Here is a 19058-nt window from a genome sequence, read left to right on the forward strand (position 1 = left end):
ACCCCCACGAGTCAGTCCAGGCGCTCGGACGTCGCCACGGCGGCGCCGGCGCGCAGGTCCTCCAGGAACAGCACGACGTGCGCCGCGGCGGTGCGGTGCGACCGGTCGTTGAACGCGTCGTGCCGGCCGCCGGCCAGCGTCACCAGCACGAGGTCGGGGACGGCGGACAGCGCGGCGCGGGCGGCCGGGTAGGGGCTGACGGTGTCGGCGGCGCCGTGCAGCGCCAGCACCGGCACCTCGACGGCGTCCAGCGGGGCGCCGCCGGGCACCGGGCCGGCCAGCGCCGCGGCGACGAACCGCGGGTCGTCGCGCAGCCGGCCGGCGTGCACCGGGCAGGCCGTGCGCGCCTCGATCCCGGCCTCGGCCGCGCCACCGGCCACCGGATACCCGGCCAGCACCACCGCGTCGACGCCGAGCGGACCGGCCACGGCCGGCGCCAGCACCGCGCCGGTGTCCGAGCCGGCCAGCACGTACGGCCGGGGGAGACCCGGGACCGCCAGCACGGCCGCCACGGCCGCGCCCGCCGCCGATGCCGTGGCCGGGGCCTCGTCCAGCGCCCGCACCACGTACCCGTCGGCGGCCAGCCGCCGGCCGAACCGCTCGTACACCCCGCCGTGCTCACCGCGCCCGGGCAGCACGACGACGGTCCCGCGCGCCGTCACCCCGGCCGGCGGGTCGAACGCGACGACTCCGGGAGCGGCCTCGACGACGCTCATGCGTCCGCCTCCGGTGCGCACTCGGCGTCGCCCGCGACGCCGTCCGTCGCCCAGAGGCTGGGCAGGTTGACCACGATTCCCTCCTGCGTGCTGCGGGCGATCACCACGACCGCCTCCTCGTCCGGCGACGGGTTCTCCTCGCGGTGCGGCACGTACGGCGGCACGAACACGAAGTCGCCCGGCTCGGTCTCGATGCGGATCTCCTGGTCGCCGTCGGCGAAGACGAACACCGGGTGCCCCGCCTTCACGTAGATGGCGGTCTCGGCCTCGCCGTGGTGGTGGTCGCCGGAGTTCGTGGCGGGCGCGACGTCGGTGCGGCCCATCCAGAGCTTCGACGACCCGACGGTCCGGCCGGAGATCGCCTCGAACCGCTTCATCCCGGACGTCTGGGCGGTGTCGCTGGACAGTCCGGCGCCGCGGACGTGTTCCAGCCGTCCGTGCCAGACGCGGTTGGCGTCGTCGACGCTCATGCGGCCGCCGTCCCCGCCCGCGCCGCCGCGCCCGAGCGCAGCAGCGGCACCAGGTCCTCGCCCCAGCGCAGCACGTCGTTCACCGGGTCGAAGCCGCGGATGAGGAACCTCGTGACGCCGAGGTCGTAGTACTTCAGCAGCGCCTCGGCCACCTGCGCCGGCGTGCCGACGGGCGCGGTCGAGTTGCCGGTCGGGCCGAACAGCTTGGTGATGCCGAACCACAGCCGCTCGTCGTGCACGTCCTGGACGGCGGCGTGCTCCTGCAGCCGGTTCGACGAGACGGCGTTGCGTTCGGTCGTGCGGCGGCGCGGGCCCCACCAGCCGTCGTCCGTGCCCGCGCGCGACTTCACCTCGACGGCCTGGTCGTAGATCTCGCGGGCCCGGGCCCACGCGGCGTCCTCGGTGTCGGCGACGATCGGCCGGGTCGACAGGCTGAACTCGACCGTCCGCCCCAGCTCGGCGGCGCGGGCCCGGATCAGCGCGATCCGCTCCGCCGTCGCCGCCAGCGGCTCGCCGAACAGCATGTAGACGTCGGTGTGCCGGGCTCCGGTCTCGACGGCGGCGTCGGACTGGCCGCCGAAGTACACCGGGATGCCGTCCGGCGTCGCGGGCTTCACCGTGCTGAACGCGCCGGTGTAGCGGTAGAACTCGCCCTCGTGGTCGAACGGCTCGGCCGACGTGAGCGTGCGGCGCAGCACCTCGATGAACTCGCCGGTGCGCCGGTACCGCGCGTCCTTCTCCGCGTAGTCGCCGTCGCGCTGCTGGTCCTGTTCGCTGCCGCCGGTGATGTGGTGGATCGCGACGCGCCCGCCGCCGGTGAGGTGGTCCAGCGTGGCCAGCTTGCGGGCCACCAGCGTCGGCTGCACGAACCCGGGCCGGTGGGCGATGAGCACCTTGAGCCGCTCGGTCCGGTGCAGCACGGAGGCGGCGACGGCGAAGCCGTCCGGCGAGGACGCGCTGTAGCCGATCAGCACCCGGTCGAACCCGGCCAGCTCGTGCGCCTGCGCGAACCGGTGCAGGTAGGCGGGGTCGACGACCGGGCCGGGACGCCAGCCGAGGCTCTCCGAGCCCTCCTTGGTGCCGACCATGCCGAGGACTTCCAGTGTCATGTCGTGCTCCTTGCGTAGATGGGACGGGGTCCGTCGATGCTCGGGACGGACGCGATCAGCCGCTGGGTGTAGGGGTCCGCGGGCTCGAGCAGCACCCGCGCGGCCGGACCCTCCTCGACGACGCGCCCGCGGTAGAGGACGACGATCCGGTCGGCGATGCCGGCCAGCGAGCCGAGGTCGTGCGTGATCAGCACGATCGCCACCTCGCGCTCGCGCCGCAGCCGGTCCAGCAGCCGCAGCACGTGGTTGCGGTTGGCCGCGTCCAGCGCGCTGACCGGCTCGTCCAGCAGCAGCACCCGGGGGTCGACGGCGAGCGCGCGGGCGATCGTGACGCGTTGGCGCTGGCCGCCGGAGAGCCGCCCGGGCAGCCGGTCGCCGAGCGCGGGGTCCAGCCCGACCTGCTCCAGGGCGGCGACGGCGCGCGCCCGCCGGTCCGCGCCCTGGCCGTCGCCGCGGATCGCCGGTCCTTCGGCGACGGAGTCGAGCACCGTCACGTCCGGGTCGAGTGAGCGCAGCGGGTCCTGGAACACGTACTGGACCCGTCCGCCGCGGCGGAACCGGCGCAGCTCCGCGCCGCGCAGCCCGGACACCGGCGTGCCGTCGACCCGGACGGTTCCGGCGTGCAGCGGCGCCAGCCCGACGACCGCCCGGGCCAGCGTCGTCTTGCCGGACCCGGTCTCGCCGATCAGCCCGACGATCTCGCCGGAGCGTGCGGTGAGGTCGACGCCGTGCAGGATCGGCGTCGTCGCGCGGCGGCCCAGCCGGACCTCGACGCCGTCCACCTCCAGCGCGCTCATCGGGCCACCAGCCGGTGCAGGCCGTACTCGCGGTGGTCGGCGACCAGCGCGCGGGTGTACGGGTCGGCGGGGTCGTCGAGCACCTGGCGGGTCGGCCCGGACTCCACCACCCGCCCGTCGCGCAGCACGACGACGCGGTCGCACAGCTGCGCCACGACGGCGAGGTCGTGCGACACCAGCAGCAGCGACAGCCGTCGTTCGGCCCGCAGCGCCGCGATCAGGTTCAGCACCTCGGCCTGGACGGTGACGTCGAGCGCCGTCGTCGCCTCGTCGGCGATCAGCAGGTCCGGGTCGCCGGAGACGGCGATGGCGATGAGGACGCGTTGCAGCATGCCGCCGGACAGCTCGTACGGGTACTGGTCGTGCACGTGCTCGGGCCGGTGCAGCCCCATCGACGCCAGCAGCTCGACGGCGCGCGCCTTGGCGACCCGGCGGTGCAGGCCGCTCTTGACCCGCAGCACCTCGCCGAGCTGGCGGCCCACCGTCAGCGACGGGTTCAGGTACGACGCCGGGTCCTGGAAGACGGCGGCGATCCGCGGCCCGCGGGCGCGGTCCCACTGCCGCCGCGTGTAGTGGGCGACGTCGTCGCCGGCCAGCCGGATCGTGCCGCCGCTGACGGTGACCCCCGGCGGTGGGACGCCCAGGATCGCCCGGCAGGTCAGCGTCTTGCCGCTGCCGGACTCGCCGACCAGGCCGATCGCCTCGCCGGGCGCGAGGGCGAAGCTCACGCCGTGCACCAGTTCGGTGCCGCCGGTGGTGCTCAGGTGCAGGTCATCGACGAAGAGCATCCGGGGCCTCCTGGGTGGTGGCGGGGTCGACGGTGATGGCGTCGGCCAGCGCGTTGAGCGCGGCGACGGTGACGATGATCAGCAGCGCCGGCGCGAGCGGGCCGAACGGGCGCTGGCTGAGGTAGCCGAGGTCGCTGGCCAGCATCCCGCCCCACGTCGGCGCGGGCGGCTGCACGCCGATGCCGAGGAACGTCAGCGACGACACCACCAGCAGCGCGCCGGCCATCGCGGTCGCCGTCGTCACCACGACCGTCGGCAGCACCTTCTGCCAGACGTGGGTGCGGACGATCCGCCAGCGGGTGGCGCCGAACAGCGTCGCCGCCTCGACGTACTGCGCCTGCCGCAGCCCGATCGCCGCGGCCCGGGTGACCCGGTAGAACGACGGCGCCATCAGCACCCCGACGGCGAACATGGCCTGGTGCAGCCCGTTGCCCAGCAGCGCCGCCACGGCGATCGCGAAGATGATGAACGGCAGCGCCATCAGCCCGTCCATCACCCGCAGCGACAGCCACTCGAAGACCCGCCCGAGGTACACCGACGCCAGCCCGGGCAGCACGCCGAGCAGCAGCCCCAGCCCGACCGCCTCCGCGGCGGCGATCACCGACAGCCGCGACCCGGCCAGCAGCCGGCTGAGCACGTCGCGGCCCACGTAGTCGGTACCCAGCCAGTGCTCCGCGCTGGGACCGGCCAGGATCGCCGTCGTGTCCTGGTGCAGCGGGTCGTACGGTGCCAGCCACGACCCGGCGACCATCAGCAGCACGACGACGCCGAGCACCCCCAGCGCGACGCGCGCCGCAGGCTGCCGGACGGCCAGCCGCAAGGCCCTCATGCCGTCCGCCCCGATGCCGGCCGCAGCCGCGCCAGCGCCACGTTGACCAGCACGCTGGAGACCAGCACCAGCGCGATCGCCACCAGCAGGGTCCCCTGCACGACCGGCACGTCGCCCTGCAACGCGCCGGTCGTCGCCAGCTGCCCGAGGCCCGGCATCGCGAACACCGTCTCGGTGATGACGGCGCCGCCGATCAGCCGCGGCACGTGCAGCCCGAGCACCGCGACGGCCGGGCCGGCGCCGTTGCGCAGCGCGTGCCCGAACACCACCCGGCGCGGGCCGAGGCCGCGCACGACCGCGCCGGTGACGTAGTTCTCCCGCAGCGTCGTGACCAGGCCGGTGCGCAGCTGGCGGGCGAGGTCGGCGGCGCTGTCCAGGCTGAGCGCGACCGCGGGCAGCAGCAGGTACGTCAGCCACGGCCCCACGCCCTGCGACGGCGGCACGTACCCGCCGGCCGGGAGCACCGGCACCAGCACCGCGAACACCACGATCAGCGCGATGCCGGCCACGAACGCCGGGATCGTCGACAGCGCCGCGCAGACCGCCGTCACCGCCCGGTCGAACCAGCTGCCGGCCGTCAGCGCCGCGCCGATGCCGGCCGCCGCGCCCAGCACGACCGCCAGCAGCAGCGCCAGTGCGGCGATCGACAGGCTGACCGGCAGCCGCTGCCCGATGCTCTCCGCCACCGGGATGTGGGTGAACCAGGACCGGCCGAGGTCGCCGGTGACCGCGTCGCCGATCCAGGTCACGTACCGCTCCAGGAACGGCCGGTCCAGGCCGAACTCGTGGTTGAGTCGGTCGATGTCGGCCTGCGTCGCCGTCTCGCCCATGGCCGCCGCGGCCGGGTTCTGGTCGCTCAGCGCGCCCAGGCCGAAGGTGATGAACGTGGCGATCAGCAGCACCGGGACCGCGATCAGTGCGGCCCGGCCGGCCGCGTGGAGTGCGCGCACACCGTCACCGCCCCACCGTGACACCCTCGAACCGCTGGGTGCCGATGTAGTGCTCGAGGCCCTGCACGGACGGGTCGCGGGCGAAGATCCGCGGCCAGGTGAACAGGAACGTGTTCGGCATGGTGGTGACGGCGGCGGCGACGGCGTCCTGGACGGCCTGCTCGTAGCCGGGGTCGTCCAGCGGGGTGGAGCGGGCGACGTCGATGGCGGCCTGGATCTCCGGCGGCGCGTTGCGGCCCAGGTTCATCAGCCCTTCCGGCCCGAACAGCACCTCCAGCGACTGCAGCGGCGACTCGCGGCCGGAGAAGCTGTCCACGACGAACGGGTACTGCCGGGTCACGTAGTTGTTCGCGCCGGGCGTCGCGACCTCCAACGTCACGTCGATGCCGACCTCTTGGAGCTGCTGCTGCAGGAGCTCGGCCAGCGGGTCGTTCTCGGCGCTGGTGGTGAGCGTGACGGCGACGCCGTCGGGGTAGCCGGCCTCGGCCAGCAGCTCGCGGGCGCGGTCCTGGTCGAACGGGTACAGCTGGTCGAGCTCCTCGTTCCAGGCGAGGTAGTCGCGCGGGAACGGCTGCCAGTTCGGGTCGCCCTCGCCGAAGAACGCGACGTCGACGAGCGACTGCCGGTCGATCGCGTGGCTGATCGCCTGCGTGACCCGCGGGTCGTCGAACGGCTCCACGGTGTTGTTCACGTCCAGCACCCGCACCGTGAACACGTCGATGACGTCGACCTCGAGCCCGGCCGCCCGGGCCGCCTCGAGCTGCGCCGGCGGGATGACGGCGACGTCGAACTGGCCGGACTGGATGCCCGCGACCGCGACCGTCGGGTCCGGCGGCACCCGCAGCTCGAAGTCGTCGACCAGGATGGCGTCCGCGTCCCAGTAGTCCTCGTTCTTGTGCAGTGTGGCGTGCGACGCCGGGACGTACTCGTCCAGCGCGAACGGCCCGGCGCCGACGGGCTTCGTCGCGAGGCCCTCGACGTCTTCGGCCACCGCCGTGGGGCTGACGATCATGCCGGTCTTGCCCGACAGCAGCAGCGGGATCTGGTAGTCGGGCTGGTTGAGCAGCAGCGTCACCTCGGTGGGACTGTCCACCCTGACGTCGGTGACGACGCTGAGCTGGGCGCCGATCGTCGAGTCGGGAGCGTCGCGGCCGCGCAGCAAGCTGGCCCTGACCGCCTCGGCGTCGAGCGGCGTGCCGTCGGTGAACGTCAGCCCGTCGCGCAGGGTGAAGGTGACCTCGTCGCCGGTCTCGTTGTAGGTCCAGCTCTCCGCCAGCGCGGGCACCGCGTTGCCGTCGACGTCCTGCTTGGTCAGCGCCGCGTAGGCGAGCGACAGCACGTGCACGTCCTGGCCGACGGTGGACGTCACCGGGTCCCAGGTCGACGGGAGATGCCAGCCCCAGGTGAGGCTGCCGCCGGCGGCGTTCTGGCCGGTCGCGCCCTGGCTGGTGGGCGAGGTGTCGCCCGCGCAGCCGGCCAGCAGGAGCAGGGCGGCGAGGACGGTGGTCAGCGTGCGGGTTCTCATCGATGGACGCTCCGTTGAAATACTTAAAGCCGATGGATTTACTAGGCTTTACGGCATGGCGGCAGACGGCCGCCCGCCGTCAGGCGAGCGAGGTGGTGCCGGAGTGGGAGCTCAGCGACAGAGCGCGCTGGCCGTGCGCAGCAGGTCGACGCTGCGCCGGACCGTCAGGATGCGGGCCGGCTCCAGGACGTGCCGCAGCGCCGAGCGAGCGAGCCGCTCGCCGGTGGCGGTGTCCTGGAGTGGGGTCATGCGAACGATTCTGCGGGGATCGGCCCCGATCTGTCCAACATCGAATACTGATCGTGATCGATCGCGAACGCTGATCGGTCCATGAGCGCCGTCCTCGACATCGTGCCGCTGCGCAGCCTCGTCGCCGTCGCCGAGTGCGGCGGATTCCACCGCGCCGCGGCCGCGCTGCACATCACCCAGAGCGCGGTCAGCCAGCACGTACGCAAACTGGAGAAGGTGCTGGACCGGCCGCTCGTCGTCCGCGACGGGCGGCGTGGCCGGTTCACGCCCGCGGGCGAGGCGCTGCTGGCCGAGGCCCGGCGCATCCTCACCGCGCACGACGAGGCCCTGCGCCGGCTCGGCGTCGAGTCCTCCGACGGCGTCATCGTCGTCGGCTCCTCCGAGCACGCCGCCGACCAGCTGCTGCCCGAGATCGCGACGGCGCTGCGGGCGGCGTTCCCGCGGCGGCAGGTCCGGTTCCGGCTGGACCGCAGCGGCCGGCTCGCCCAGGCCGTCGACAACGGCAGCGTCGACGTGGCGGTCGTGCTCAGCGCCGACCGCGGCACCTTCGCCGGCCGGCTGCCGCTGCGCTGGTACGCCGCGCCCGGCTTCCGGCTGCCGCCGCCCGGCGAACCGCTGCCCCTGGTCGTGTTCGACGAGCCCTGCGCCCTGCGGCGGCGGGCGGTCGAGGCGCTCGGCGCGGCTGGGCGGGAGCCGGCGATCGCCTGCGAGGCGGCGTACCTCGCGGGCATCCTGGCGGCCGCCCGGGCCGGCCTCGGGGTGGCGGTGCTGGCGGGGGTGGGTGGGCGGCCGGAGGGACTGGCGCCGCTGGCCGGCCTGCCGCCGATCCAGCCGGCCGCGCTACGCGTCCGGGTCCGCGCCGGCGCGCCGTCGTCGCTCGCCTCGGTCGCCGCCGCGGCGGTCGAGCAGGTGGTGGCGGGTGGTTGACGCGCGGGGTTGCCGCTTCCGTTCGCCGGGGAGTGGCAACAACGGGCCGAGTTGATCATGGAGAAGGTCGGCCGTTTCGACGCGATCGAGCCGACTTTCTCCATGATCAACAGTCGCCCCGGGGCCAGCTGGCGGCGGACGGTGGACCGGGGCGGGCTGTGCCCGCACTTCCCCCGTCCCCCTGATAGCTGCCCGTTCTTAGACCGCGTGCGTGCGGGTCAAGCGGTCGTCGTCGCGCGAAGCGCCCATGAGTCCGCTTGAGGCGCGCGTGCGCGGCTGAGAAAATGGGCAGCAGGGGGACGGCCAACTTGCGCAAAGCGGCGAACTAGCGAACGGCCGCACGCGCCGGAGTCCAGATGCGCGACGGCCGGCCGGCGGCGAGGTCGCGGCCGAGCAGCACCTGCACGCGGTACGGCTCCAGGCGCAGTACGCCGAACGACTCGTGCTCCGCCGCCGGCCAGAACCGGCCCGGCGGGTAGCCGACGCCGCGGGGGCTGCCCTGTTCGTACAGGCGCCACACCCGCCGCTTCGTCTCGGGGTCGTCCACCCAGGTGGCGGCGGTGTCGAAGGCGACGGTGTCCTGGGCGGCGCTCCAGTAGGAGAACGTCGCGTGCGGGTTCGCGGCCAGGTGCGCCACCTTCACCGGCGTCGGGAACGTCGCCAGCCAGCCCAGCGGCGCGCCGCCGGCCACCTCCCAGACGGGGATGAGCACCCGCGAGCGGGGCCGGTGCCGCTGGTCGACCGTGGTCATGGTGGCGTAGACGATGCTGGCGAGGATCCGGTCGACGTCGGGACGGAGGTCGGAGTACGCGGTGGTCACACTGTCATCGTCGAACGCCGGGGGCTGGAGCGGAAGACGGCACTTCAGAGTGCGTCGGGCACTCCGAAGTGACCGTCCTCCGTGGGTCAGCTGCCGATGGCCGTCGCTCCGCGCTTGAGGTCGGCCAGACGGGCCTCGACCTCCACGGACGTCGCGCTGTCCTCGAGCTCCTCGAACTGCTGGTCGATGGACGACGCGGCGACCTCGGCGGCGCCGGCGACCTGCGCCTCCTGCCGTCGCACCTTCTCCTCGAACCGGGAGACCTCGCTGGTGGGGTCGAAGATGTCGATGGAGCGCACCGCGTCCTGCACCTGGGCCTGCGCCTGGGCGCTCTTGGCCCGCGCGACCAGCTCGTCACGCTTGTTCTTGAGGTCGCTGAGCTTGTCCTTCATGCCGGCCAGGCCGGCCTTGAGCTTCTCGGCCACCTCGCGCTGCGACGCGATCATCGGCTCGGCCGTCTTGGCCTCGGACTCGAACCCCATCTGCTTGCCGATGGCGACCTTGGCGAGGTTGTCGAACTTGTCCGCGTCGGCGGTGTCGCCGCCGGCGCGCAGCTGGTCGGCGCGCTGCGACGCGGCGAGCGCCTTGTTGCCCCACTCGGCGGCGGCGCGGACGTCCTCGGCGTGGTCCTGCTCGGCCAGCCGCAGGTTGCCGATGGTCTGCGCGACGGCCTGCTCGGCCTCGGCGATGTTGTCGGTGTAGTCGCGGACCATCTGGTCGAGCATGACCTCGGGGTCCTCGGCGCGGTCCAGCAGCGAGTTGATGTTGGCCTTGGCCAGCTGGGAGATGCGCCCGAGGATGGATTGCTTCTCAGCCATGATGTCGTCCTTCGTTCCTGGCCCCCCGTGGAGCCGCGATCGGATGAAAGGCAGTGCGCAGGGTCAGAACCGCCCACCGCCTCCCCGGCGGCCGCGGGTGCCGCCCCCTCCGAAACTGCCCGGCGAACGGCGTCCGCCGCCGGACGGACGCCCGCCGCCGAAGCCGCCGGAGGAGCCGCCCCCGAACATCCCGCCGCCGCGGCCCATCGAGTTGATCAGGATGCCGCCGAGGATCATCGACGTGAGGTCGGTGCCGCCGCCGCGCCCCGGGTTCTGCTGCCGCTGCCATTGGCCGACGTCCTGTTCGGCCAGCTGCTGCGCCTGCCGCGACAACTGGTCGGCGCGGTTGACGGCGTCGAGCGCGGCCGCCGGGTCCGACGTCGCGAGCGACTGGCCCTGCGCGAGGTGGCGAGCCGCCTCGGACAGCCGGGTCCGGGCCTCGGTGCCGACCGCGCCGCGTCGGGTCTCGATGAAGTCGTTGACGGCCTTGACCTGCGACGTCACCCGACCCACGGTCTCGGCGAGGGCGGTGCGGGCGCGCTCGGCCTCCTCGGCCGCCGCACGCACCGGGTCGAGCAGGTCGTCCAGCGCCGTCTCGGCCTCGGCCAGCTGCCGCAGCGCGGCCAGCGGGTCGCCCTGCCCGGCAGCGCGTCCGGCGGCGACGGCCTGCTGGGCGGTCGCGCCGGCCGCCGTGATCGCGGGGTCGGACGGCGCCAGCCGCGCGGCGTCGGCGATGTCCAGCGACACCGACTCGATCGCCTTGCCGATGCGTTCGCCCGCGGTCTCCAGCTCGTCCTTGGCGCTCGCGACCGCGTCGAGCAGCGTCGCGGCCTGCGCGACGGCGTCCTCGGCGGCCCTGGCCTGGGCGACGGCGGCCGCGCGGTCGTCCGTGCGCAGCGACTCCTGGCCCGCCGCGACGGCCTCGTGCGCCGCCGTCAGCAGCCGAGCCGCCTGGTCCGGGTTGCCGCTCACCGACGCCAGTGCGGCCGGCTGGTAGCCGAGCGCCAGTTGCTCGAGCTGGGCCCGGGCGGCGGGCAGCCGCTGCTCGACCTCGGTGGCGCGCTGCTCGGTCTCGGCCAGCACCTCGGGCGCCCGCGCCTGCAGGTCGCGGAGCTGGTCGAATTCCTCGACCTGGGCGTCGAGCGCGTCGCTGACCTCGCGGCAGGTCACGATGATCTGGGTCGTCATCGCGCGCCGTTGCTGGTCGGTCTCCGGCTCGCTGTCGTCCAGCCGCTGCCGCACCGCGAACGCGTCGGCGACCCGCGTCTTCGCCGTGGTCAGCAGCTCGCTGAACTCGGTGGTGGCCTGGATGCCGAACTGCGCCTGGGCGAACCCCAGCTCCTGCTCGGACGTCTTCAGCGCGTCGTCGATGTCGACCAGCGCGGCGCTGGCGCGCTTGTCCAGCTCGTCCAGCGACAGCCCGGCCAGCTCGTCCACCGGCTGCCCGTCCGGGCCGACCGGCGCGCCGGCCTGGTCGCGGCGGCGGCGCAGCGCCCACCAGCCCGCGGCGCCCGCGCCGACCACCACGACGCCGCCGACCACCCATGGGGTGGCCGAGCCGCCGCCGTCGCCGGTGGCGGCCTCGCGGTACCCGTCGGCACCGGCGATGGCCGCACCGGCCCAGTCCTCGTCGCTGAGCTCCGGGCGGATGTCGTCCTGACGCACCTCGGCCAGCTGGTCGTCGGTGAGGTCCAGCTCGTCGGTGACGGAGATGCCGAACGAGCGGTCCTCGATCGCGACCGCGAGCAGGATGTCGTCGGTGCCCAGCCCGGACGCCGTGGCGGTGTCGTTCGCCCACGTCTGGCCGTCGAGGCCGTCGAAACTGTCGACGTAGACGACGAACATCTGCAGCCCGGCGTCGTCGGTGAGGCGGTCGAACGCCGCCTGGATGCGCTGTTCGTCGCCGCCCGACAGCGCTCCGGCCCGGTCCGTGATGGCACCCGGGACGTTGAAGGGCGGCTCGGCCACCGCTGGGCCGGCGACGAGGAACGTGGTGAACGCGACTACGACGAGCGTTACCAGCCCCCGCCAACGCGTGGCAGTCACGAGTGTCATCCTGCCTGGTGAGGGGTGGTCGCACAATCAGTTCGGCCGGATTGAGGCCTCCGCCGCCGCCCGGGCCCGCGCCGCACCGGGCGCCGCGAGCGCGGCCGCGGCGGCTCGCCGGCAGTCCTCCAGGGTGTGCCCGGCGACCATGTGGCTGACCTCCGCCGCGGCGGCCGGCGCCATCGACAGGCTGGTGACGCCGAGCCCGACGAGGACCAGCGCCATCAGCGGATCGGCCGCCGACTCGCCGCACACTCCGACCGGTGTGCCGGCCGCGGCGCCCGCGCGGGCGGTCGCCGCGACGAGGTCGAGCACCGCCGGCTGCCAGGGGTCCAGCAGGTCGGCCAGCTCGCCGCGCAGCCGGTCGGCGGCCATCGTGTACTGGGCGAGGTCGTTGGTGCCGATCGAGACGAAGTCCAGCTCGGCGAGGATCGCCTCGGCCCGCAGCGCCGCCGACGGCACCTCGATCATCGCGCCCACCCGGGTCAGCCCGTGGCCGCGGGCAAGGGCGGCGAACTCGGCCGCCTCGGCGGCGGTCGACACCATCGGGGCCATCACCCACAGCTCGGCGCCGCCGTCATGCTGCGCCCGGGCCAGCGCGGCCAGTTGGTCGTCGAGCAGGTCCGGACGGCGCCGGGCCAGCCGGTAGCCGCGGACGCCGAGTGCCGGGTTCTCCTCGCCGGGCTGCTCGGCGAAGGCCAGCGGCTTGTCGGCGCCGGAGTCGAGCGTCCGGACGACGACCTTGCCGCCGGGGAAGTGGCCGAGCACCTCGCGATAGGCCGCCGCCTGCTCGTCGACGCCGGGCGCCGTCGACCGGTCGAGGTACAGCACCTCGGTGCGCAGCAGCCCGACTCCAGTGGCACCGGCCGCGGCCGCCGCCGCGGCGTCGGCGACCGTGCCGACGTTGGCCAGCACCGCCGCCGGGTGCCCGTCGGCGGTGTGCGTGGCCGGCGCGGTGCCCCGCAGCTCGGCGCGCGCGGCGGCCGCCCGCCGCACCCGCGCGACCAGCTCGTCGTCCGGGTCCAGCGTGACGGCGCCGGTCGCGGAGTCGACGGCGGCCAGGCGGCCGGCCGGCAGCCCCGTCGCTCCGGCCACCCGGACGACGCACGGAATGCCCAGCTGCCCGGCGATGATCGCGGTGTGGCTGGTCGGGCCGCCCTCCTCGGTGACGATCGCCGCGACGTTGCCGAGGTCCAGTGCGCTGGTGTCGGCGGGGGAGAGGTCGGCCGCGACCACCACCGACGGCTCGGCCAGCCGGGCCGGTCCCGGCTCGGGCCGCCCCAGCGCCCGGCTGACGGCGCGGTCGCGGACGCTGCGCAGGTCGGTCACCCGTTCGGCGATGTAGCCGCCGAGCCCGGCGAGCGTCTCGAGGAACGGGTCGAACGCGTCCCAGATCGCCGTCGCCGGGCCGTCGCCCTGCTTCACCCGCTGCTCGATGTCGGCCGCGAGCGCGGGGTCGGCGGCCATCTGCGCCGTCACCGTCAGGACCTCCGCCAGCGTCCCGTCGGCGGCCGCGGCCCGCTCCGTCAGGTCGTCGGCGACGGCCGTCAGCGCCGCCCGGGCGGCCTCCGGCGGGCCCGCCGGCTCGCCGTCAGGACGGGTGATTGCGCTGGTCAGCTGCACGATCGGGCCGACGGCGGCACCGCGGCCGGCGCCTCGTCCGATGAGGGTCGTGGGTGGGTGGTCCGGCATGCGTGCTCCTCGCGTCTCGGGTTGCAACGGTCTCGCTCCATACTGTATGCAGTATGGATGACAACAATCGTCGTGACGGGCCACGGTTCGTTCGCTACGTCGTTGGTCGAGACGGCGCAGATGATCGTCGGCTCGACTGAGCACGTGCATCCCGTCGACTTCCCGGTGGGCACCGGGGTCGAGGACCTCACCGCACGCGTGGCCGCGGTGATCGAGCAGGCGAACCCCGCAGGCGAGCCCGGGCAGGTGCTGATCCTGGCCGACGTCCTCGGCGGGTCGCCCGCCCGGGTCGCGCTCGCCGAGGCGGCGGCCGGCCGGGCCGACGCCGTCACCGGCGTCAACCTGCCCATGCTCATCGATCTGGCGCTGACCGCGGGCACCGCGTCGGCGCCGGAGCTGGCCGCCCGCGCCGTCACGGCGGGACAGGACGGAATCCGCGACGCCGGCGCCCTCGTCCGGCCGGAAGGAGGAGTGTCGTGACACTCTGGCAGGCGTTCCTCATCGCCCTGGTGGTCGCGCTGGCCTACCTGGCGCGCCGGATCCTCGGCGACCCGCAGCTGGAGCGGCCGATCATCCTCGGCCCGATCGTCGGCCTCATCGCCGGCGACCTCGAGACCGGGCTGATCGTCGGCGGCACCCTGGAGCTGATCTTCATCGGCGCCGCGACCTTCGGCGGCACCGCGCCGCCCAACGTCGCCATCGGCGCGGCCGTCGGCACGGCGCTGGCCATCTCCGCCGGTCAGGGCGCCGAGACGGCGCTCGTGGCGGCGGTGCCGGCGGCCGTCCTCGGCACGTTCTGCGAGCTGTTCGCCAAGACCGTCTGCTCGTTCCTGGTGCACCGTGCCGACGCGGCAGCGGCCCAAGCACGAGGAAGTACGATCCTGGGCATCATCTGGATCGGCAACGCCATCCACTTCCTCGCCTACTTCGTGCCGACCTTCCTGGTCCTGCAGTTCGGCGCCAACGCGCTGGAGGGCGTGCTCAACGCGCTCAGCGACGACGTCCAGAACGCGCTGAACACGTCCGCGGCGCTGCTGCCCGCCGTCGGCTTCGGGATCCTGCTGTCGGTGCTCTACAACAAGGCGCTCTTCCCGGTCTTCTTCGCCGGGTTCGCCGTCGCCGCGTTCACCGACTTCACGGTGATCGGCGTCGCCATCATCGCGACCGCGCTGGTCGTCACGATCCTGCGCAGCCGCACGCCGCAGACGCCGCAGTCGCCGTCCAGCCCGCAGTCGTCGGCGCTGATCTGAGCGGAGGAGACATGACCGAGAACGCCACCATCGCCACCGAGGCGCCGGAGCAGCTGGACGACGAGCGCGGCGAGATCCGCCGTCTGACGGTGCGCGGCCTGCTGCTGCAGGGCGGCTTCAACTACGAGCGGTTCCAGAACCTCGGGTTCTGGTGGATGATGCGCCCGACGCTGGACCGCCTCTACCCCGACCCCGTCGACCGCGCCGCCGCCTACCAGCGGCACATGGTCTACTTCAACACCAACCCGTGGGTGGTCGGCCCGATCGCCGGCGTCACCGCCTCCATGGAGCGACAGCGCGCCAAGGGCGCCACCGACCTGAACGACGAGGCGATCAACTCCGTCAAGGTCGGGCTCATGGCGCCGCTGGCCGGCATCGGCGACTCGCTGATCTTCGGCACCATCCGGCCGATCCTGGCCGCGGTCTGCGCCGGGCTGGCCATCGACGGCAACATCGCCGGGCCGATCATCTTCTTCCTGGCGCTGCTGGCCATCCAGGTGCTCATGCGGGTCGGCGGCACCGCCACCGGCTACCGCACCGGCATGCAGTTCTTCGAGAAGCTGTCGCCCGCGCAGATCGACCAGATCAAGCAGGGCGCGACGATCGTCGGCCTCGCGGTCACCGGCGCGTTGGTGGCGACGATGCTCAAGGTCACCACGCCGTGGTCGTACACCAGCGGCGAGCAGACCATCGCGCTGCAGGACCAGCTCGACCTCGTCCTGCCGGCGCTGCTGCCGCTGATCGCGACGCTGATCGTCTACGCGCTCATCCGGCGCCGGGTGTCGCCGGTCTGGGTGCTGCTCGGCACGCTGGTCGCCGGCCTGGTGTTCGGCTACTTCGGCGTCCTGGCGGCCTGAGCCGTGCCCGGGACCGACGAGTACGTGCTGACCGGCGGGCGGGTGCTGCTGCCCGGCGGCCGGCTGGAGGCGGGCGCCGTCCACGTCCGGGCCGGGCGCATCGCCGCGGCCGGACCGTCCGACGACGCCGCCCCGGGTGTCGAGCGGATCGACGTCGACGGGCTGATCGTCGCGCCGGGCCTCGTCGACACCCACGTGCACGGCGGGCTCGGGCACAACGTGATGAGCGCCGACGCGGACGCGGTGCGGGTGATCGGACGGCGGCTGCGCGCGGCCGGCGTCACGTCGTTCGTCGCCACCACCGCGTCGGTGCCGTTCGACCGCGTGCTGCACTCTGTGCGCGGGCTGGCGGCGCTGGCCGGGCCGACCGGCCCCGGCGGCGCCGAGCTGCTCGGCGTCCACCTGGAAGGGCCGTTCCTCAGCCCGGACTTCCGCGGCGTGCACCAGGAGCAGAACCTGGTCGAGCCGTCGCCGGACCGCGTCGCCGCGTTGCTCGACGCGGCCGGCGGGGCTGGTGGCGCGCTACGGGTCTGCACCGTCGCGCCGGAACTCCCGCACGCCGAGTCCGCCGTCCGCACCCTCGCGGCGGCCGGCGTGCGGGTCTCCGTCGGCCACACCGCCGCCACGTTCGCACAGGCCCGCGCGGCCGTCGAGTGGGGCGCGCGGCGGGCCACCCACCTGTTCAACGCCATGCCGCCGATCCACCACCGCAGCCCCGGCCCGGTGCCGGCGCTGCTCGCCGCCGAATCCGTCCACCTGGAGGTCGTCGCCGACGGCCTGCACGTCGCGCCCGAGTTGCTCGGCGCGCTCGCCGCGCTGCCCGGCGTGCGCGACCGGCTGATGCTGGTCAGCGACGGCACCGACGTGTCCGGCCTGCCCGACGGCGACCACCACCGCTGGGACGGCACGCCGGTGCGGATCACCGGCGGCCGCGCCTTCACGCACACCGGCGGCATCGCCGGCAGCACGTCGACGCTGATCGACGGCGTCCGGGTGCTGCTCGCGGCCGGTGTGCCGCTGCCGCTGGCGCTCGACACGGCCGGGCGGCACCCGGCGCGGTCGCTGGGGCTCACCGACCGCGGCGCCGTGGCCGCGGGCCTGCGGGCCGACCTGATCGTCGTCGACGACGAGGCGGCGATCATCCACACCATCCTGCATGGACAATGGGAAAGGCCCTAGAGAGGAACGAGATGGACATCGCTCTGATCCGCGTCGACGACCGGCTCATCCACGGCCAGGTCGTCATGGGATGGACGCAGGCGCTGGGAATCCAGCAGATCCTGGTGGCCGACGACCCGACCGCGGCCAACCCGACGCAGAAGAACCTGATGCTCCTCGCGGTGCCGGCCGGGGTACGCGCCGACATCCTGACGATCGCCGACTCCGCGCGCATCGTCGAGCAGTCCGCGTCCGACGTGAAGACGATCATCGTCGTCAAGGGGCCGGCCGAGCTGAAGGCGCTGCGCGACGCCGGCCTGAAGATGACCGAGGTCAACGTCGGCAACGTGCACACCGGGCCGGGCCGCAAGCGGCTGACCAAAGAGGTGCACGCCACCGACGACGAGATCGCCATCTGGCGCGAGCTGTCCGAGCAGGGCGTCCGCCTCGAGGCGCAGTGGCTGCCCGGCACCGCCCGCACCGACCTCGGCAAGCTCGTCGCCGGACTCTGAGCCATGGCCGCCTCCGACTCCCTCGACGTGCGACCCGGTGTCGCCGGGCAGCTGTCCCGCGGCGACGTCCCGGTCATGCGCCGGGCCAGCCTGCGCGAGCAGGTGCGCCAGGCGGTCGAGGAACTGATCGTCTTCGGCAAGCTGGCGCCCGGCGAGCACCTCGCCGAGGAGTCCATCGCCGAGCTGCTGGGCGTCAGCCGGCAACCGGTGCGCGAGGCGCTGCAGTCGCTGTCCGTCGCCGGGTTCGTCGACCTGCGGGCCGGGCGCGGCGCGTTCGTGCACGAGCCGACCGCCCGCGAAGCGCGCGAGGTGTTCCACGTCCGGGCGCTCCTCGAGTCCGACAGCTGCCGGCTGGCCGCCCAGAACGTCGACGACGACGGGGTGCGGCGGCTGGAGGGCATCTACGCCGACGGGCTGGAGGCGTCGAGCCGGGGCGACGACCCGCGGCGGCTGCTCGAGCTGAACCGCGCCTTCCACCGGGCCATCACCGAGATCGGCGCCAACCGCGTCTCGCTGGCGCTGCTCGCCGACCTCGAGCGGCGGGCCGGCTGGTACCTCGCCACCATCATCGCCAACCGGGCGCCGTCCTCGTGGGCGGAGCACCGGGCCATCCTCGACGCCGTCGCGGCCCACGACGCCGACCTCGCCGGCGACCTCATGCTGAACCACATCGACCACTCCAGGGACCTGCTGGAGTTCACCGGTCAGTAGCCGGAGCGCCGGCTGAAAGAGAGTCATGTCCGCAATAGAGCTCTGCCTGCTGCTGCTCGCTGCCCTGGCGGCGGGGTCGATCAACGGCGCCGTCGGCTCCGGTTCCCTCGTCACCCTGCCCGTCCTGCTCGCCCTCGGCCTCGACCCCGCCGCCGCCGTCACCACCAACACCATCGCCATGGTGACGTCCGCGCTCGGCGGCACCCTCGCGTACCGCAAGGAGCTGCGCGAGGACCGCCAGCACATCCGCGCGCTGCGCTACATCTCCGTCGTCGGCGGCGTCATCGGCTCCGTCCTGCTGCTCACCACCAGTTCCGGCGCCCTCGACGTCATCGTGCCGATCCTCATCGGGTTCGCGCTGCTGCTGGTGATCGTGCAGCCCAGGCTCGCGGCCATGGCCCGCGCCCGCGCGGCGTCGCGCGCCGGCGACAACCCGTTCGGCAGCAGGGGCCTGCGCGTCTCGATCCTCGGCTGCTCCATCTACGGCGGCTACTTCGCCGCCGCGCAGGGCATCCTGCTGCTCGGCGCGCTGAGCGCGTTCAGCGGGCGGCCGCTGAACAGCACGAACGGGATCAAGAACCTGCTGACGCTGACGGTCAACGTCACCGCCGCGACCGGCTTCACCATCGCCTACTTCCTCGGCCACGCCGACGTCGAGTGGCTCGCCGTCGCCGTCATGGCCGTCGGGGCCACCATCGGCGGCTACAGCGGCGGCCGCCTGGCCAAGGCCCTGCCCGACTGGGTGCTGCGCGCCCTCATCATCGTGGTCGCCATCGTGGCGCTGGGGCACGAGCTGCTGGACTGACGGCGCCGGCACCCGGCGGTACGACTTCT

The 19058-nt window shown here is 74.0% G+C and carries 21 protein-coding genes; 8 read left to right on the forward strand and 13 right to left on the reverse strand.

Going from position 1 to position 19058, the window contains the following annotated elements; translation table 11 throughout:
- Window positions 1–11: 11 nt before the first annotated feature.
- The 9 genes from BLV02_RS32785 to BLV02_RS36920 all read right to left on the reverse strand — a co-directional run bounded on the left by BLV02_RS32785 (window position 12) and on the right by BLV02_RS36920 (window position 7433).
- Window positions 12–716, reverse strand: a complete 705-nt coding sequence (locus BLV02_RS32785; RefSeq protein WP_069113699.1) for an alpha/beta hydrolase — start codon at window positions 714–716, stop codon at window positions 12–14.
- Entirely contained in the window at window positions 713–1186 is a 474-nt protein-coding gene (locus BLV02_RS32790) for a cupin domain-containing protein (RefSeq protein WP_069113698.1), read from the reverse strand. The genes BLV02_RS32785 and BLV02_RS32790 overlap by 4 nt, the downstream gene beginning before the upstream one ends.
- The gene (locus tag BLV02_RS32795; protein WP_069113697.1) at window positions 1183–2295 is read right to left on the reverse strand and encodes an LLM class flavin-dependent oxidoreductase; all 1113 of its coding nucleotides are present in this window, start codon (window positions 2293–2295) and stop codon (window positions 1183–1185) included. The genes BLV02_RS32790 and BLV02_RS32795 overlap by 4 nt, the downstream gene beginning before the upstream one ends.
- Window positions 2292–3092 (reverse strand): ABC transporter ATP-binding protein, encoded by an 801-nt coding sequence (locus BLV02_RS32800; RefSeq protein WP_069113696.1) that lies wholly within the window; start codon window positions 3090–3092, stop codon window positions 2292–2294. The genes BLV02_RS32795 and BLV02_RS32800 overlap by 4 nt, the downstream gene beginning before the upstream one ends.
- The gene (locus BLV02_RS32805; protein WP_069113695.1) at window positions 3089–3880 is read right to left on the reverse strand and encodes an ABC transporter ATP-binding protein; all 792 of its coding nucleotides are present in this window, start codon (window positions 3878–3880) and stop codon (window positions 3089–3091) included. The genes BLV02_RS32800 and BLV02_RS32805 overlap by 4 nt, the downstream gene beginning before the upstream one ends.
- Window positions 3864–4709, reverse strand: a complete 846-nt coding sequence (locus tag BLV02_RS32810) for an ABC transporter permease (protein WP_083289035.1) — start codon at window positions 4707–4709, stop codon at window positions 3864–3866. The genes BLV02_RS32805 and BLV02_RS32810 overlap by 17 nt, the downstream gene beginning before the upstream one ends.
- Window positions 4706–5659, reverse strand: coding sequence for an ABC transporter permease (locus tag BLV02_RS32815; protein ID WP_069113693.1), 954 nt, complete (start codon window positions 5657–5659; stop codon window positions 4706–4708). The genes BLV02_RS32810 and BLV02_RS32815 overlap by 4 nt, the downstream gene beginning before the upstream one ends.
- 4 nt (window positions 5660–5663) lie before the next feature.
- Window positions 5664–7184 carry an ABC transporter substrate-binding protein gene (locus BLV02_RS32820; protein WP_069113692.1) on the reverse strand — a complete coding sequence of 507 codons (1521 nt, stop codon included), beginning with the start codon at window positions 7182–7184 and terminating at the stop codon, window positions 5664–5666.
- A 111-nt stretch (window positions 7185–7295) separates the two neighbouring features.
- A complete protein-coding gene (locus BLV02_RS36920) occupies window positions 7296–7433 on the reverse strand; it encodes a hypothetical protein (RefSeq protein WP_171906836.1) in 138 nt (45 codons plus the stop codon).
- Window positions 7434–7514: 81 nt separating this feature from the next.
- Between BLV02_RS36920 and BLV02_RS32825 the strand changes: the two genes are divergently transcribed.
- Window positions 7515–8360 (forward strand): LysR family transcriptional regulator, encoded by an 846-nt coding sequence (locus BLV02_RS32825; RefSeq protein ID WP_069113691.1) that lies wholly within the window; start codon window positions 7515–7517, stop codon window positions 8358–8360.
- 325 nt (window positions 8361–8685) lie between these two features.
- Here BLV02_RS32825 and BLV02_RS32835 read toward each other — a convergent pair whose 3' ends face one another.
- The 4 genes from BLV02_RS32835 to BLV02_RS32850 all read right to left on the reverse strand — a co-directional run bounded on the left by BLV02_RS32835 (window position 8686) and on the right by BLV02_RS32850 (window position 13736).
- Entirely contained in the window at window positions 8686–9180 is a 495-nt protein-coding gene (locus BLV02_RS32835; RefSeq protein ID WP_069113689.1) for a pyridoxamine 5'-phosphate oxidase family protein, read from the reverse strand.
- 86 nt (window positions 9181–9266) lie between these two features.
- The gene (locus tag BLV02_RS32840) at window positions 9267–9998 is read right to left on the reverse strand and encodes a PspA/IM30 family protein (protein ID WP_069113688.1); all 732 of its coding nucleotides are present in this window, start codon (window positions 9996–9998) and stop codon (window positions 9267–9269) included.
- A gap of 63 nt (window positions 9999–10061) precedes the next feature.
- Window positions 10062–12044, reverse strand: coding sequence for a TPM domain-containing protein (locus BLV02_RS32845; protein WP_171906835.1), 1983 nt, complete (start codon window positions 12042–12044; stop codon window positions 10062–10064).
- A gap of 36 nt (window positions 12045–12080) precedes the next feature.
- Window positions 12081–13736, reverse strand: a complete 1656-nt coding sequence (locus tag BLV02_RS32850; RefSeq protein ID WP_069113686.1) for a putative PEP-binding protein — start codon at window positions 13734–13736, stop codon at window positions 12081–12083.
- A 57-nt stretch (window positions 13737–13793) separates the two neighbouring features.
- Between BLV02_RS32850 and BLV02_RS32855 the strand changes: the two genes are divergently transcribed.
- From BLV02_RS32855 to BLV02_RS32885, 7 genes are read left to right on the forward strand one after another with little or no spacing between them, the layout of a single operon-like run.
- Window positions 13794–14216, forward strand: a complete 423-nt coding sequence (locus BLV02_RS32855; RefSeq protein WP_074946869.1) for a PTS sugar transporter subunit IIA — start codon at window positions 13794–13796, stop codon at window positions 14214–14216.
- Window positions 14213–14986: a PTS sugar transporter subunit IIC gene (locus BLV02_RS32860; RefSeq protein WP_069113684.1), complete on the forward strand. Its 774-nt coding sequence runs from the start codon at window positions 14213–14215 to the stop codon at window positions 14984–14986. The genes BLV02_RS32855 and BLV02_RS32860 overlap by 4 nt, the downstream gene beginning before the upstream one ends.
- A gap of 11 nt (window positions 14987–14997) precedes the next feature.
- Window positions 14998–15843 (forward strand): PTS system mannose/fructose/sorbose family transporter subunit IID, encoded by an 846-nt coding sequence (locus tag BLV02_RS32865; RefSeq protein WP_069113683.1) that lies wholly within the window; start codon window positions 14998–15000, stop codon window positions 15841–15843.
- 3 nt (window positions 15844–15846) lie between these two features.
- On the forward strand, window positions 15847–17022 hold the full coding sequence (gene nagA / locus BLV02_RS32870) for an N-acetylglucosamine-6-phosphate deacetylase (RefSeq protein WP_083289034.1): 1176 nt from the start codon (window positions 15847–15849) through the stop codon (window positions 17020–17022).
- Between the two features lie 11 nt (window positions 17023–17033).
- A complete protein-coding gene (locus BLV02_RS32875) occupies window positions 17034–17513 on the forward strand; it encodes a PTS sugar transporter subunit IIB (RefSeq protein ID WP_069113682.1) in 480 nt (159 codons plus the stop codon).
- A gap of 3 nt (window positions 17514–17516) precedes the next feature.
- The gene (locus tag BLV02_RS32880; RefSeq protein ID WP_069113681.1) at window positions 17517–18224 is read left to right on the forward strand and encodes a GntR family transcriptional regulator; all 708 of its coding nucleotides are present in this window, start codon (window positions 17517–17519) and stop codon (window positions 18222–18224) included.
- 25 nt (window positions 18225–18249) lie between these two features.
- Window positions 18250–19029 (forward strand): sulfite exporter TauE/SafE family protein, encoded by a 780-nt coding sequence (locus BLV02_RS32885; protein ID WP_069113680.1) that lies wholly within the window; start codon window positions 18250–18252, stop codon window positions 19027–19029.
- Window positions 19030–19058: the final 29 nt, after the last annotated feature.

The organism is Jiangella alba (assembly GCF_900106035.1).
Lineage (GTDB): Bacteria > Actinomycetota > Actinomycetes > Jiangellales > Jiangellaceae > Jiangella > Jiangella alba.